At 69.9% G+C, this 13,197-nt stretch carries 11 protein-coding genes and 1 tRNA gene; 6 read left to right on the plus strand and 6 right to left on the minus strand.

Features of this window, described 5'->3' with window-relative positions; genetic code table 11:
• Positions 1–50 precede the first annotated feature (50 nt).
• A complete protein-coding gene (locus ACE3TA_RS10250) occupies positions 51–410 on the minus strand; it encodes a hypothetical protein (RefSeq protein ID WP_374573220.1) in 360 nt (119 codons plus the stop codon).
• Positions 407–1,453 carry a glycosyltransferase family 2 protein gene (locus ACE3TA_RS10255; protein WP_374573222.1) on the minus strand — a complete coding sequence of 349 codons (1,047 nt, stop codon included), beginning with the start codon at positions 1,451–1,453 and terminating at the stop codon, positions 407–409. The genes ACE3TA_RS10250 and ACE3TA_RS10255 overlap by 4 nt, the downstream gene beginning before the upstream one ends.
• Positions 1,454–1,584: 131 nt before the next feature.
• Here ACE3TA_RS10255 and ACE3TA_RS10260 point away from each other — a divergent pair, with 131 nt between their 5' ends.
• The 4 genes from ACE3TA_RS10260 to ACE3TA_RS10275 all read left to right on the plus strand — a co-directional run bounded on the left by ACE3TA_RS10260 (position 1,585) and on the right by ACE3TA_RS10275 (position 5,942).
• A complete protein-coding gene (locus ACE3TA_RS10260) occupies positions 1,585–2,418 on the plus strand; it encodes an ABC transporter permease (protein ID WP_374573224.1) in 834 nt (277 codons plus the stop codon).
• An 8-nt stretch (positions 2,419–2,426) separates the two neighbouring features.
• Complete coding sequence (locus ACE3TA_RS10265) at positions 2,427–3,173, plus strand: ABC transporter ATP-binding protein (RefSeq protein ID WP_374573226.1); 747 nt, start codon at positions 2,427–2,429, stop codon at positions 3,171–3,173.
• Positions 3,174–3,189: 16 nt separating this feature from the next.
• Positions 3,190–3,891 (plus strand): hypothetical protein, encoded by a 702-nt coding sequence (locus ACE3TA_RS10270; protein ID WP_374573227.1) that lies wholly within the window; start codon positions 3,190–3,192, stop codon positions 3,889–3,891.
• A gap of 125 nt (positions 3,892–4,016) precedes the next feature.
• Positions 4,017–5,942 (plus strand): glycosyltransferase family 2 protein, encoded by a 1,926-nt coding sequence (locus ACE3TA_RS10275; protein ID WP_374573229.1) that lies wholly within the window; start codon positions 4,017–4,019, stop codon positions 5,940–5,942.
• 12 nt (positions 5,943–5,954) lie between these two features.
• Here the strand turns inward: ACE3TA_RS10275 and ACE3TA_RS10280 are convergent, their stop codons facing one another.
• The 4 genes from ACE3TA_RS10280 to ACE3TA_RS10295 all read right to left on the minus strand — a co-directional run bounded on the left by ACE3TA_RS10280 (position 5,955) and on the right by ACE3TA_RS10295 (position 10,091).
• A complete protein-coding gene (locus ACE3TA_RS10280; RefSeq protein ID WP_374573231.1) occupies positions 5,955–6,944 on the minus strand; it encodes a methyltransferase domain-containing protein in 990 nt (329 codons plus the stop codon).
• Positions 6,945–7,038: 94 nt separating this feature from the next.
• Complete coding sequence (locus ACE3TA_RS10285) at positions 7,039–8,535, minus strand: flavin-containing monooxygenase (RefSeq protein WP_374573233.1); 1,497 nt, start codon at positions 8,533–8,535, stop codon at positions 7,039–7,041.
• A 117-nt stretch (positions 8,536–8,652) separates the two neighbouring features.
• Positions 8,653–8,729 (minus strand) — tRNA-Arg (locus ACE3TA_RS10290).
• Positions 8,730–8,837: 108 nt separating this feature from the next.
• On the minus strand, positions 8,838–10,091 hold the full coding sequence (locus ACE3TA_RS10295) for a hypothetical protein (RefSeq protein WP_374573235.1): 1,254 nt from the start codon (positions 10,089–10,091) through the stop codon (positions 8,838–8,840).
• Positions 10,092–10,304: 213 nt separating this feature from the next.
• On the opposite strand from ACE3TA_RS10295, the gene ggt reads away from it, so the two are divergent.
• Positions 10,305–12,041: a gamma-glutamyltransferase gene (gene ggt, locus ACE3TA_RS10300; RefSeq protein ID WP_374573683.1), complete on the plus strand. Its 1,737-nt coding sequence runs from the start codon at positions 10,305–10,307 to the stop codon at positions 12,039–12,041.
• A gap of 115 nt (positions 12,042–12,156) precedes the next feature.
• Positions 12,157–13,197 carry a hypothetical protein gene (locus tag ACE3TA_RS10305; RefSeq protein ID WP_374573237.1) on the plus strand — a complete coding sequence of 347 codons (1,041 nt, stop codon included), beginning with the start codon at positions 12,157–12,159 and terminating at the stop codon, positions 13,195–13,197.

The following is a 13,197-nucleotide window of genomic DNA, read 5'->3' on the forward strand; positions in this document are numbered from 1 at the left end:
GGCAATCTAGCACCGCGCGCCGCTTCCGCCGCCGGAATCTGCGGGCCGCGTCAGGCCGCGCCGCGCTGGGTCAGGAACAGGCCCGCCAGCATCAGGGCGTAGCCGCCCGCGAGGTTCCAGCTCAGCGGCTCGCGGAACACCGCCCAGGCGAGCAACGGCACCAGGCCGGAGCCGAGGATCGCGATGGGATAGGCCACGCTCAGCGGCGCCCGCGTCAGGATGTAGACCCACAAGAGCGCGCTCGCTCCGTACCAGGCGAAGGCGATCATCAGCGGCCAGTTCTGGACCAGCTTCACGAGCAGTGGGCCTTCCAGCCGCGCGCCGTAGAGCGCCGCCCACTTGAACATCACCTGGCCGATCGGCAGGGCTACGGCGAAGCCGATGCAAAGGGCGAGGTCCTTGGGGCTCATCGGCGCGCCTCCGCCTCCATCCGCTCGACGGCCCGCAGATAGGGATGGATCGGGTGGGACGGCGCATTCAGCACGTCGAAGTTCATCGCCTGCAGCAGGAGCTGCACGCCGATGATCAGCGGCAGGGAGGCGGCCATGACCACGCCGGCCGAGGCCGCCTGGCCCGGATGGCGGATCGCCAGCCAGTGCAGGGCGTAGCCCACCCCGAAAGCCACCGCCGCCAGGCCCGAGACCAGCTCCAGGCTCGCTACGTTGAAGTCGCGCACGAAATACTGGCCGAGCACCCGCTGGACGAAGTTGGTCAGGTGCTTCAGCGCGAACGGGCCGACGATGGAGCCGATGCGGATGTTGCTCACCTCGTCGCCGTAGCGCGCCGGGATCGGCACGTCGCGCACCACCGCGCGCAGGGCGCCCAAGTGGTAGAGCAGGTCCGTCTCGAAGAAGAAGCGCCGGGAGACCCGCCGCTCCATGATCCGCCGGGCGACGCAGCCCTCGATCGCGGTGAAGCCGTTGGTGGGATCGAAGATGGTCCAGTAGCCGGTGGAGACCTTGGCCGCGAAGCTCAGGGCGGCGTTGCCGAACACCCGCACCCTGGGCATCGGCCGCAGGTGGCTGATCGAGGTGAAGCGGTTGCCCTTGGCGTAGTCGGCCTCGCCCATCAGGATCGGCGCGACGAGCTGGCCCATGTAGCCCAGGTCCATCTGGTCGTCGCCGTCCGCCTTGACCATGATCCGCGCCCCGCGCCGGTCGGCCTCGGCGTAGCCGGCCAGGGTCGCCCCGCCCACGCCCTGGTTCTCCAAGAGGCGAATCACCACCACCCGTGGGTCCTTGACGTGGGCCTCGATGAAATCGCCCGAACCGTCGGGGCAGGCGTCGTCGACGCAGACGATGCCCTCTACCCAGGCCGGGGCGCGGGCGATTACGTCCAGCACGTGGTCCTTCACCCGATAGCAGGGCACCACCATCCACACGCCGGCGCCCTCCAGCCGAAGCTCGGGCTGGCGATACGCCTCCAGGCGCGGAAGTTGTTCGGCGGCGGACATCGGGGCTGGACCTTCAAGGCCCGGCTATCACGCGACCGAAACGTTGCAAAGCCGCGCGGTCCGGCCGCGCCCGCGCCATGCTTGCGCCGCAATAGTCCGGCTGTTACCAGCGCCCTCGGCCGGGAGACCTGATGCAGACCGCACAACACATGCTGCGCACCGGGCGGCGCGGAACCCTTTTCGAGTTCGTGATGGCGCTGCGCGACCTGCGCGCCTCCGTAGACAGGCTCGGCCTGGCCTGGTCGCTGGCCTGGGCCGACGTGGTGGCGCGCTACCGCGGCTCGATCCTCGGCCCGTTCTGGATCACGCTCAGCATGGGCCTGATGGTGGGCGGCATCGGCCTGCTCTACGCCCAGCTCTTCAAGATCCCGCTGAACGACTACATCCCCTACGTGGCCCTCGGCATCGTGCTGTTCGGCACGGTGACCACCACCATCAACGAGGGCTGCGCCACCTTCACCGGCGCGGCCAACGTGTTGTCGCAGACCTCGCTGCCCATGTTCACCTTCGTCTGGCGAACGGTGATGCGGAACCTGATCAACCTCGGCCACCACCTGGTGATCATCGTCGCGGTGCTGATCTGGTACGGCTACTGGCGCAAGCTGAACCTGCCGCTGGCCGTGGCCGGCATGGTCCTGGTCCTGGCCAACCTGTCGTGGATCGCCATGCTGATGGGGATCGCCTCGGCGCGGTTCCGCGACGTGCCCCAGCTCGTCATGTCGGTGACCCAGTTCGCCATGTTCATGACGCCAGTGTTCTGGAAGACCGACGCCTTCCCCCAGCGCCACGCCTTCCTGGCCTTCAATCCCTTCTACCATATCCTGCAGGCGGTCCGCGGCCCGCTGCTCGGCGAGAGCGTGGACTCTCTGACCTGGGCCGTGCTGGTGCTGATGGCCCTGATCGGCTGGGCCGTGACCTTCACCGTCTTCAGCCTGACCCGCCGGCGGATCGTGCACTATCTATGACGCCCGCAATGACGCCAGAAGTCTCGATCACGGTCACCGACCTGACCATGCGTTTCCCGGTCTACGGGGTCGACGCCAAGTCGCTGAAGAAGCACCTGGCGCGCGTCACCGTGGGCGGCAAGCTGGCGCGCGGCGCCGGCGCCACCGAAGTGACCGCCATCTCCGACCTGAACCTGAAGCTGCGCCCCGGCGACCGGCTCGGCCTGATCGGCCACAACGGCTCGGGCAAGACCACGCTGCTGCGCGCGCTCTCCGGCGCCTACGAGCCCGACGAGGGCCAGATCGAGGTAAACGGCCGCATCGCCTCGCTGCTGGACCTCAGCCTCGGCATCGACCCCTCGGCCACGGGCATCGACAACATCCGCCTGCGCGGCCGCATCGCCGGGCTCTCGTCCCGCGAGATCGAAGCCAAGATGGACGAGATCGCCGACTTCACCGGCCTCGGCCCGTTCCTGGCCATGCCGATGAAGACCTATTCGGCCGGCATGCAGGCGCGCCTGGCCTTCGCGGTCGCCACGGCGGTCGAGGCCGACGTCCTCTTGATGGACGAGTGGATCGCCGTCGGCGACGCCCAGTTCAAGAAGCTCGCCCACAAGCGCCTGCTGGACCTGGTGGAGCGGGCCGGCATCCTGGTGCTCGCCTCGCACGAGGCGGACCTGCTGCGCCTCTACTGCAACAAGGTCATGCGTCTGGATTCCGGCGTCGCCTCGCCGATCATGGACATCCGCAAGCTAGACGAGCTCCTGGCGCCCTGAGCGGGCCGGGCGCTCCATGAACGACCCAGGCATGTACGATCCCGGCCGTCTTCTCGTTTCGCTGCACATCCCGAAGACCGCGGGCTCGAGCCTGCGCGAGGCGCTCGCCGGCTGGTTCGGCCAGGACCTGGCCCTGCACTACCGCGGCGACCAAGGCGAGCCGCCGATCCGCCACGCCCCTCGCCCGGGCCTTTGCGTGCATGGCCACTTCAACCGCCTGCGCGGCATCGGCGCGCTCGACTACTACCCGGCCGCCGACCAGTTCATCACCTTCCTGCGCGAGCCCTTCGACCGGTTCGTCTCGCTGTGGCGCTACCTGCACTTCCAGAAGCGCTCCGGCGTGCTGGTCCCCGACCTGGACGACGATCCGACCTTCGAGACCTGGCTGGAGCGCCGCCGCGAGGCGTCCGAGGCGGGCGATGATCCGTTCTCGTTCCTGGCGCAGCTTCCCTGGGCGATCGCCCCCGGCCAGGCCGCCGATCCCTTCGGCCCGCAATTCCTGTTCGTCGGCCTCGTCGAACGCTACGACAGCTCGCTCGCCGGCCTCGCCGAGGCCCTGGGCAAGTCCGCCCCGCCGCCGGTCCATGTGAACCGCGCCAGCGACGCGTTCCGCAAGGGCGACCCGGCCGGCGACTTCGCCGCCTTCCGCGCCCGGCACGAGGCCGCCTTCCCGCTCGAACACGCCGTCTACGCCGCCGCCGAGCGACGCGCGCCGTAAGGGGCCGCGCAAACCGCGTTCGGATGCGATAAAGGGTCGCGCGAATCTGTCCGCGCAGGACACGAAACCGCCCAGCTCGCCGGCCAAAGGCGGACGCGGCCCGCACACTGCAAGACCGGAGGCCCATGAGCTCCCTCTACACGGACGCCACGCGCGAGCGGCTCCTGAACCTGCGCAAGGCGCTGCGGGCGAACCCCGTCGTCCACGCGCCGGCCCACGCCCTGGCCAAGGCGTTGCAGGTGTTCCCACCGGTGGCCCGTCTGCTGCACTTCACCCTGGCGACCAAGGGCTACGCCACCGAGGACTACGGCCAGTGGGTGGCCGAGAACGACACCCTGACCGCCGCCGACCGCGCGGCGATCCGCTCGCACATCGAGCGTCTGGGCTACAAGCCGCTGATCAGCGTGGTCATGCCGGCCTACAACACCGACGAAGCGCTCTTGAAGGCGGCCATCGCCTCGGTGGAAGCCCAGCTCTATCCCGACTGGGAGCTCTGCATCTGCGACGACGCCTCGCCCAAGCCGCACGTGTGGCGGGTGTTGCAGGAGGCCGCCCGGCGCAATCCGAAGATCAAGGTCGTGCGCCGCGATCAGAACGGCCACATCAGCGCGGCCACCAATTCGGCCCTGGAGCTGGCCACGGGCGAGTTCGTCGCCCTGATGGACCATGACGACCTCTTGCCCGAACAGGCGCTCTACGAGGTGGCTGTCGAGCTCAACGCCCATCCGGACGCCGACCTGATCTACAGCGACGAGGACAAGGTCGACGGGAACGGCCGACGCTTCGAGCCGCACTTCAAGACCGACTGGAACCCCGAGCTGTTCCTGACCCAAAACATGATCAGCCATCTGGGGGTCTACCGGCGCAGCATTCTTCAGAAGATCGGCGGCCTGCGCATCGGCTTCGAGGGCAGCCAGGACTACGACCTGGCCCTGCGCACCATCGAGGAGACCAGCGCCGAGCGCATCCGCCACATCCCGGCGGTGCTCTACCACTGGCGCCAGCAGGCCGCCGAGGCGTCCTTCTCCGAGGGCTTCCTCGACCAGTGCGCCAAGGCCGCCCGCCTGGCCGTGACCGAGCACCTGCAGCGCATCGGCGCCGAGGGCGTGACCGTCGAGAACCAGCCGGAGCTGCCGGCCTGGCTGCAGGTTCGCCGCCCCCTGCCCGACCCGGCGCCGATGGTCTCGATCATCGTGCCCACCCGCGACCGCGCCAGGCTGCTCGCCGCGTGCGCCGAGGGCGTCCTGCAGAAGACCGACTATCCGAACCTGGAGCTGATTGTCGTCGACAACGGCAGCGTCGAGCCCGAAACCGAGGCCCTCTTCCAGAAGCTCACCGCCGATCCGCGCGTGCGCCTGCTGCGCCGCCCCGGCCCGTTCAACTATTCGGCGCTGAACAACGCCGCGGCGGCCGAAGCGCGGGGCGAGATCCTGTTGCTGCTCAACAACGACATCGAGGTGATCGAGGGTCATTGGCTGGCCGAACTGGTCTCCCAGGCGGTGCGCCCGGAGATCGGCGCGGTCGGCGCGCGGCTGCTCTACCCGGACGGCACGGTGCAGCACGGCGGCGTCATCCTGGGGGTGGGCCCGCACGACGGCCCGCGCGTGGCCGGCCACCTGCATCCCTCCGCCGCGCGCGAGGACACCGGCTACTACGGCCACCTGCGCGTGGCGCGGAACTGCTCGGCGGTCACCGCCGCCTGCATGGCTCTGCGCAAGGAGATCTTCGACCAGGTCGGCGGCCTGGACGAGGTGAACCTCACCGTGGCCTTCAACGACGTGGACCTTTGCCTGCGCATCCGCGAGGCCGGCTACGACATCGTCTGGACGCCGCACGCCGAGCTCTACCACATGGAAAGCGCCAGCCGCGGGACCGACGTCAAGCCCGAGGCCAAGGCCCGCGCGGAGCGCGAGATCGCCTACATGCGCCAGTGCTGGGGCGAACTGCTGGACAACGACCCGTTCTTCGGGCCGAACTTCGACGTCCGCTATGGCGACTACCGCCTGGCGCCGGTCTCACGCCGCATCAAGCCGTGGCGGCGCCAGGCCTGAGCCCCGGCGCGATCAGCCGGCGGCGGCCCGGCGCTTCAGGCGGCGCGTGAACATCACCGCGGCGCGCAGCGGCGCCGTGATCCGCCAGCTCGTCGACGCCTCGATCGCCGCCGCCCGCGCCGTCGCCTTGCGAGCCTCCGCCCTCAAAGCCTGAAGCTCGGCGAGCGTGTCCAGGGAGTCTTCCTCGGGCAGATCGAGGCCGCGCACGCTCGCCTCGAAGGCCTGGCGCTGGGCCTCCTTCGAGCGGCCGTCCGGCGAGCGGCGCAGGATGGCGAGGAACTCGTCGGCGTTCGGCGCCGTCGGCTCCAGGGCGAGCACTTCGAACGGCAGCAGGTCGAGCTGGCTGGCCAGGCTGAGCGCCTGCAGGAAGGACCTTGGCGTGAACACCCAGCAGTGGGCGTCCACATACTCCCCGTGCGCCTCGATGTGCTCGCAGAGCCCAAACAGTTCGCGCGCCCGCTCCGGCGAGCCGCCGTCGGGCGGCGAGCGCGAGGGGTCTTCGTGCGGTGTCAGGTTCTTGAAGTTGTGGAAGCAGTCGAACACCTGGCGCGCGCTGGGCCTGCGCTGGCGGCGGACGTAGGCGTCGACGACCTCCGCGTCGCTGCTAGTGCGCCGGCGCACGTCGAAGGTGTAGCGCTTGTCCGGGATGATGAACGCCGCCAGGCCGCCGTCCACCAGCACCTCGGCGATCTCGCGCAGCCAGCCGACCAGGTCCGGGACGTGTTCGATGACGTGGGCGGCGATCAGATAGTCGTAGATCCGCTGGCCGCCGACGCAGTCGATCAGGCGCATGTCGCCCCAGACGTGGTCGACCTCGACGATCTCGTTGGGATCGACGTCCGCGTTCTTCCCGTAGGTCTGCTGCAGCTCCTCCCGTGAGGCGCGGTCGATGTACTCGATCGGCCCGTTGGCCCGCGCCACGATCGGCCGGTTCAGCGGCCCGATCTCCAATCCACGCTTGTTGGCAGCATCAACAAGAGCCGGAAGTCGGTCTCGGATCATACATTCACACTGACTCGGCGTCCCAGTAGCCGAGCCGATAACTACCCAACCCACGCATGTGAGGCTAGGCGTCTTCTCCGCCTGCGGGCGGCCGCTAAGCGGCCTCGCGCGCCTCGGCCTTGGCCGCGCCGGCCGGATTGGTGAACTTCATCACCCCGTCGTCCACCCGCGTGTAGCGCAGGTTCATCAGGTCCAGGGCGTAGTTCTGGTGCAGCTTCCAGGGCGCCCTGGTCCCCTGCTTGGGGAACTTGTCCATGGCCCGCTGCACATAGCCCGACGAGAAGTCCAGCCACGGAACCTGGCCGATTTCCGGATCGTCGTTGCGCGGCGTCGCCTGCCGCAGTCCAGTGGCCTTCATATGGTTCAAGAGGCGGCAGACGTACTCGCACGTCAGGTCGCATTTCAGCGTCCACGAGGCGTTGGTGTAGCCGAAGGCCGAGGCCAGGTTCGGCACGTTCTCGTACATCATGCCCTTGTAGCTCAGCACCTTGCCGGGCTCGACGTGGGCGCCGTCGACGAACAGCTCGATCCCGTTCATCGCCTGCAGCACGAGGCCAGTGGCGGTGACGACGACGTCGGCATCCAGCTCCTGGCCCGACTTCAGCCGGATGCCGGTCTCGGTGAAGGCGTCGATGTGGTCGGTGACCACCGAGGCGCGGCCGGACTTGATCGCGTCGAACATGTCCGCGTCCGGCACCAGGCACAGCCGCTGGTCCCAGGGATTGTAGCGGGGCGTGAAGTGGGTCTCCACGTCGTAGTCCGGGCCGAGCTGCTCGCGCACCATGCCGATGATGCGCTTCTTCACCTGCTCGGGCCGGTTGCGCGCCACGCGGAAGAAGTACATGCCGAACAAGACGTTGCGCCAGCGCACCAGGGCGTAGGCCAGCTTCGGCGGCAGCCAGCGGCGAAGGGCGTTGGCCGCCTTGTCCTCGGCCGGGCGCGAGACGACGTAGGTCGGCGAGCGCTGCAGCATGGTCACGTGCGCCGCGTCCTTGGCCATCTCCGGCACCAGGGTCACGGCCGTGGCGCCCGAGCCGATCACCACCACCTTCTTGCCCTTGTAGTCCAGGTCCTTGGGCCAGGCCTGCGGGTGGACGATGCGGCCCTTGAAATCGGCCGCGCCCGGGAACTCCGGCGAATAGCCGCCCTCGTAGGAATAGTAGCCGCCGCACAGGAACAGGAAGCTGCAGACGATCCTGGCGGTCGAGCCGTCGGCCTTGCGCGCCTCCACCGTCCAGGCCGCCTCGTCGGTCGACCAGTCGGCGCGCACCACCTTGTGGCCGAAGCGGATCGCCCGGTCCGTGCCGTCCGCCGCGGCGGTGTCGCGGATGTACTTCAGGATCGAGGGCCCGTCGGCGATGGCCTTGGCCTCGGTCCACGGCTTGAACGAATAGCCCAGGGTGTACATGTCCGAGTCCGAGCGGATGCCCGGATAGCGGAACAGGTCCCAGGTGCCGCCGATCGCCTCGCGCCCCTCCAGGATCGTGAAGCTGCGGTCCGGACAATGGGTCTTCAGGTGGTGCGCCGCGCCGATCCCCGACAGCCCCGCCCCCACGATCACCACGTCGACGCGTTCGTCCGCTGGTCCCATTCGTCTCATCCCCCGGCGCGAACGCCTTTCAATCGCGCGCGAAGCTAACCCACGGTGACGCCCGCGTCACGCTCGCCGGCGGCGGGGGCGCGAAGAGATCGCTGTTGGGGGAAGAAATGGCGCGCCCGGAACGATTCGAACGTCCGACCCTCAGATTCGTAGTCTGATGCTCTATCCAGCTGAGCTACGGGCGCGCACCGCCTTGCGGCGAGGGCGCGGAACCTAGTCGGGGATGGGGAAAAGCGCAAGCCGGGGCGGCGAGGAAATTTCCGGCCGCCCCGCCGGCCCCGCGCCAGGCCCGGCTACATCCCCGGCAAGCCGAAGCGCCGGCGCGGCGGGCCCGCCTCGTCGCCGCCGCCCATCGCCCCCATGTCCATGCCCAGCACCGTGCTGGTCGCCGAGCGGTAGCGCACCTTCACCTGCCACTGCTGGTTCCAGGGCTGCTTGGGATCGGCCGGCCGGGGCGGATAGACGAAGTTGGCCTCGCCGCCGTAGGCCGCGAGCTGGATCATCGCCTGGGGCGCGGCGGCCACCACCTCGCGCGGCAGGGCGCACTGGGTCGTGTCCGGCGCCATCAGCGCCTTCTGGCCCACGAGCCGGTCGATCTCGGCGGGGCTGATGTAGTCGGGCAGGGAGAAGGCCGAGGCCTGCACCTGGCTGGAGGTCCACAGGACCACCGTGTCGTTCTGGCCGCCGCCGATCGCCGTGGCCAGATAGGCCCTGGCGCCCGGAATCGCCCCCCAGCCCAACATCCCTCCGCCCGAGGCCGTGGTCGTCGTCGACAGCCGCAGCGGGGCCAGGAAGTCCTGCTGTGCGGTCAGGTCGAACTTGATGTCGGGGGAATAGTCGCCGCGCACCGTATGGGCGCCGACCAGCGAGCCCTGCGCCGGCACGCTGGTCTGGGCGCGCGGATTGGGCCATTCGCCGTAGGTGGCGTAGCGGCCGGGCGCCGGCGGGCGCATGGGCGTCACGCCCAGGCCCTTGGACATCGCCTCCCAGCCGGGCGGCAGCTTGCCGGCCTTCAACGCGTCGGGCGTCATCTGGGAGAAGTCGATCACCAGCGGCTGGCCGGGGCCGGCGTGCTCGCCGCAGCCCCAGAAGATCAGCATCCGCCCGCGCGGCTTCTGGTACTGCGGCGGCAGGCCCGGCTCCTCCTCCACGCGCTGCGCCGGCTGCGCCGTGGGCGTGACCAGCGGCAGGCTCGCGCCCGCGCCCAGGCCCTGCGGCGGCAGATGCTCGGCGCTCGGCGCGCCCTGGGCCGTGCGGGTGGAGCCGAGCTGCAGGGTCAGGCTGTGCTGGGCCGAGCCGAAGCCGCCGGGCCCGCCCATGCCGCCGCCCATCATCATGCCCATCATCGCGCCCATGGAGGGCCGGCGCGCCCCGCCAGGCTGGCCCGGCGCGCCCGCGCCGCCCATCAGCCCGGCCATGCCGGAGGTGGTCTGCGCGCTCATCCAGTAGACGGCGACCGGCCCGGTCACCTCCTGGCGGGTCTGCGCGCCCGCGCTCCCCGCCGCCGCAGCGGCCGCCAAGGCCGCAACCGTCCGCGCCCAACCCATCGTCGTTCCTCCGAAATTCCCAGACCGGCGTTCTATCACTCGCGCATGGGGCGAGCCATACGGTCTCTGCACGCCGGCGGCGCCCGCCATCGCGGCGCGGACGCGGCGGCGGCGGGCGCTCGCGGCCGATGCGGCCGGGCGCGGGCCTCAGGCATTGTGGCGAAGCTCCAGCCGTCTATGGTGGCGCCGGTTCCACAGGTTCGAGTGATCGTCGTGCGCTACATCCCGCGTCTGCCCGCCCTCCTCCTCGCCCTGGCCGTCACGGCCTGCGCCACGCCCGCCACGAAGACCGCCCCCCCGCCGTCCCAGGCGGCCGCGCCGGCCAAGCCCGCCGGCCCGACGGCGATGGTGGCCGCGGCCAATCCGCTGGCGGTGGAAGCCGGGGTGAAGGTGCTGAAGGCCGGCGGCACGGCGGTGGACGCCGCGGTCGCGGTGCAGTCGGTGCTGGGGCTAGTGGAGCCGCAGAGCTCCGGCGTCGGCGGCGGCGCCTTCATGGTGTTCTACGACGCCCAGGCCAGGAAGGTGATCGCCTACAACGGCCGCGAAACCGCCCCGGCCGGCGCCACCCCCGAGATGTTCCTCAACGACGACGGCAAGCCGCTCACCTACGGCGAGGCCGTGCTCAGCGGCCGCTCCACCGGCGTGCCCGGCGCCATCGCCATGCTCTACCTGGCCCACCAGCAGCACGGAAAGCTGCCGTGGAAGGACCTGTTCGCCGACGGCGAGAAGCTGGGCGACGACGGCTTCGTGGTCAGCCCGCGCCTGGCCGGCATGATCGCCTCCGACCGCTTCCCGCAATCGGCCGCGCCCGACGTGAAGGCCTATTTCACCAAGGCCGACGGGACCAAGTACCAGGCCGGCGACATCCTGAAGAACCCGGCCTACGCCGCCACCCTGCGCCTGATCGGTGAGGAAGGGCCCAAGGCGATCCTGGACGGCAAGATCGCCCGGGACATCGTCAACCGCCTGCACGAGGGGCCGCGTCCCGGCACGATGACGCTTGAGGACCTGAAGTCCTACGCACCCAAGACCGGCCCGGCCGAATGCGAGCCCTACCGGGTCTATGTGATCTGCACCCCGCCGCTGCCCTCCGGCGGCCCGGCGGTGCTGGAAGGCATGGGCATTCTCGCCAACACCGACATCGCCGCCCACGGCCCCGACACCGCCGAGGGCTGGTACCTGTTCGCCGAGGCCGAGCGGCTGATGTACGCCGACCGCGACCGCTACATGGGCGACCCCGACTTCGTCGACGTGCCGGTCGCCGGCCTGCTCGACCCGGCCTATCTGAAGGCCCGCGCCGCCCTGATCGGCCCGACCGCCGGCCCGCCGCCCGCGCCCGGCAAGCCCAAGGGCGCCGGCGTGCGCGCGCCCGACGCCACCCTGGAGCCCGGCGGCACCAGCCACATGGTCATCGTCGACAAGTACGGAAACGCCGTGTCCATGACGACCACGGTGGAGAGCATCTTCGGCTCGGGCCGGATGGTCGACGGCTTCTTCCTGAACAACCAGCTCACCGACTTCTCCTGGCTGCCGAAGGACAAGGACGGCGCCCCCGCCGCCAACGCCGTGGCGCCGAAGAAGCGCCCCCGCTCGTCCATGTCGCCCACCATCGTGCTCAGCCAGGACGGCCGCTTCTACGCCGCCGTGGGCTCGCCGGGCGGCACCGCCATCCTCGGCTACGTGCTGAAGGGCCTGGTGGCCATGCTTGACTGGAAAGTGCCGGTGCAGGAAGCCATGGCCCTGCCCAACATGGTGGCCCGCGGCCCGATCTACGGCACCGAGGTCGACAAGATGCCGCCGCAGGTGGTCGAGGGCCTGGCCGCCAAGGGGGTGAAGCTCACCAACGGCGCCGGCGCCGAGGGCTCGGGCCTGCACGCCATCATCGCCACGCCGAACGGCCTGGAAGGCGGCGCCGACCCCCGCCGCGAGGGCGTGGCCATCGGCTTCTGAGGGCTCGCGCCCACAACCGCGCCATCGGAGCCGCGCGGAAGCCTGCGATGCGGTTCGGGCTACACGCGCGCCCTATTTGCGCCCATTGTCGCAACCTCACGTTGGCGCGCGCGACATGAAGGCGATCCTGGGCGGCTACTTCGAAACGGCGCTGGTCCACTATTGCGACGCCGTGATCCGGCCCGACCGCAATGCGACCACCCATCCCTACTATGTTTGCCTGAACAGGAAGACGCCCAAGGCTTACTTCGACCGGGCCGCGACCTTCCTGGCCGTCGCCGACGAGGTGATCGTTCCATCGATCGACTGGGCGCTGGCCATCGACAGCAACGATCCGCCGGAGCTGACGGCGCAGAGCCTCAACGTCGAGATCAATGGCAAGGCGAACCCCGGCGGCGGCGAGTGGGACAGGGACGCCATCGCCTTCGCCGACATCCTCCTGGACAATGGCGCGCTGTCCACGGAGTCCTGGATTCACGTCTCGCGCCTCGAACTCGGCGCCCTGGAACCCGAAGCCAGGCGGGCCATCGAGGAACGGCGGGACGAGCTGCAAAGGCAGGTCGGCCACCACTACCTGTGCCGCCTGCTGCTGCATGTGAGGGCCGCGGCGGACACGGGAGCCTTCCTCGTGCTCAGCGAACCGGACTGCCGCGTGCTGCAGGAGATCGGAGAGTTCCTGACACGCACGGGCCTTGCATCCCCCCATCCCATGCCCGACCTGACGGGCAAGGTGCTCGCGGGAGACGACTTCGCCGCGGGCTTGCTCAACTTCTCCCCGCCCGACGCCCTGGCGATGGCGGCCGTCAAGCGCGATCCCCAGATCCGGCGCTACGCGCGCCAGGTCTCCGAAGTCATCGGCGAGGCGGCGACGGAAGCCTCCCAGCGGGCGTTGCTGCACGCCATGCAAGAGGCGCACGAACGCGCCGAGGCCGGCCGCAAGGCCGAGAAGGTGTTCGAAGTGGCGAGTTGGTGCGTCAAGCCCCTGCACTACGTCCCCGGGGTGGGCGAAGTCATCACCGTCGCTGAAGACGTCAAGGACCTCGTGAACAAGTGGGTCGACCGCAAGACCGTAGGCAAGGAGTGGTATCTGTTGGCGGCGAAGATGGCCGACGTGGCCATTTCCGACTACCTGTCGCGCAAGGGCAATCTTCTATAG

The sequence above is a fragment of the Phenylobacterium sp. genome, assembly GCF_041916435.1.
Lineage (GTDB): Bacteria > Pseudomonadota > Alphaproteobacteria > Caulobacterales > Caulobacteraceae > Phenylobacterium.

What these genes read in the sequence shown, in the direction of transcription:
- ACE3TA_RS10250 (WP_374573220.1), bottom strand. Translation starts at nt 410, where the DNA reads ATGAGCCCCAAGGACCTCGCCCTTTGCATCGGCTTCGCCGTAGCCCTG.
- ACE3TA_RS10255 (WP_374573222.1), bottom strand. Translation starts at nt 1,453, where the DNA reads ATGTCCGCCGCCGAACAACTTCCGCGCCTGGAGGCGTATCGCCAGCCC.
- ACE3TA_RS10260 (WP_374573224.1), top strand. Translation starts at nt 1,585, where the DNA reads ATGCAGACCGCACAACACATGCTGCGCACCGGGCGGCGCGGAACCCTT.
- ACE3TA_RS10265 (WP_374573226.1), top strand. Translation starts at nt 2,427, where the DNA reads ATGACGCCAGAAGTCTCGATCACGGTCACCGACCTGACCATGCGTTTC.
- ACE3TA_RS10270 (WP_374573227.1), top strand. Translation starts at nt 3,190, where the DNA reads ATGAACGACCCAGGCATGTACGATCCCGGCCGTCTTCTCGTTTCGCTG.
- ACE3TA_RS10275 (WP_374573229.1), top strand. Translation starts at nt 4,017, where the DNA reads ATGAGCTCCCTCTACACGGACGCCACGCGCGAGCGGCTCCTGAACCTG.
- ACE3TA_RS10280 (WP_374573231.1), bottom strand. Translation starts at nt 6,944, where the DNA reads ATGATCCGAGACCGACTTCCGGCTCTTGTTGATGCTGCCAACAAGCGT.
- ACE3TA_RS10285 (WP_374573233.1), bottom strand. Translation starts at nt 8,535, where the DNA reads ATGGGACCAGCGGACGAACGCGTCGACGTGGTGATCGTGGGGGCGGGG.
- ACE3TA_RS10295 (WP_374573235.1), bottom strand. Translation starts at nt 10,091, where the DNA reads ATGGGTTGGGCGCGGACGGTTGCGGCCTTGGCGGCCGCTGCGGCGGCG.
- ACE3TA_RS10305 (WP_374573237.1), top strand. Translation starts at nt 12,157, where the DNA reads ATGAAGGCGATCCTGGGCGGCTACTTCGAAACGGCGCTGGTCCACTAT.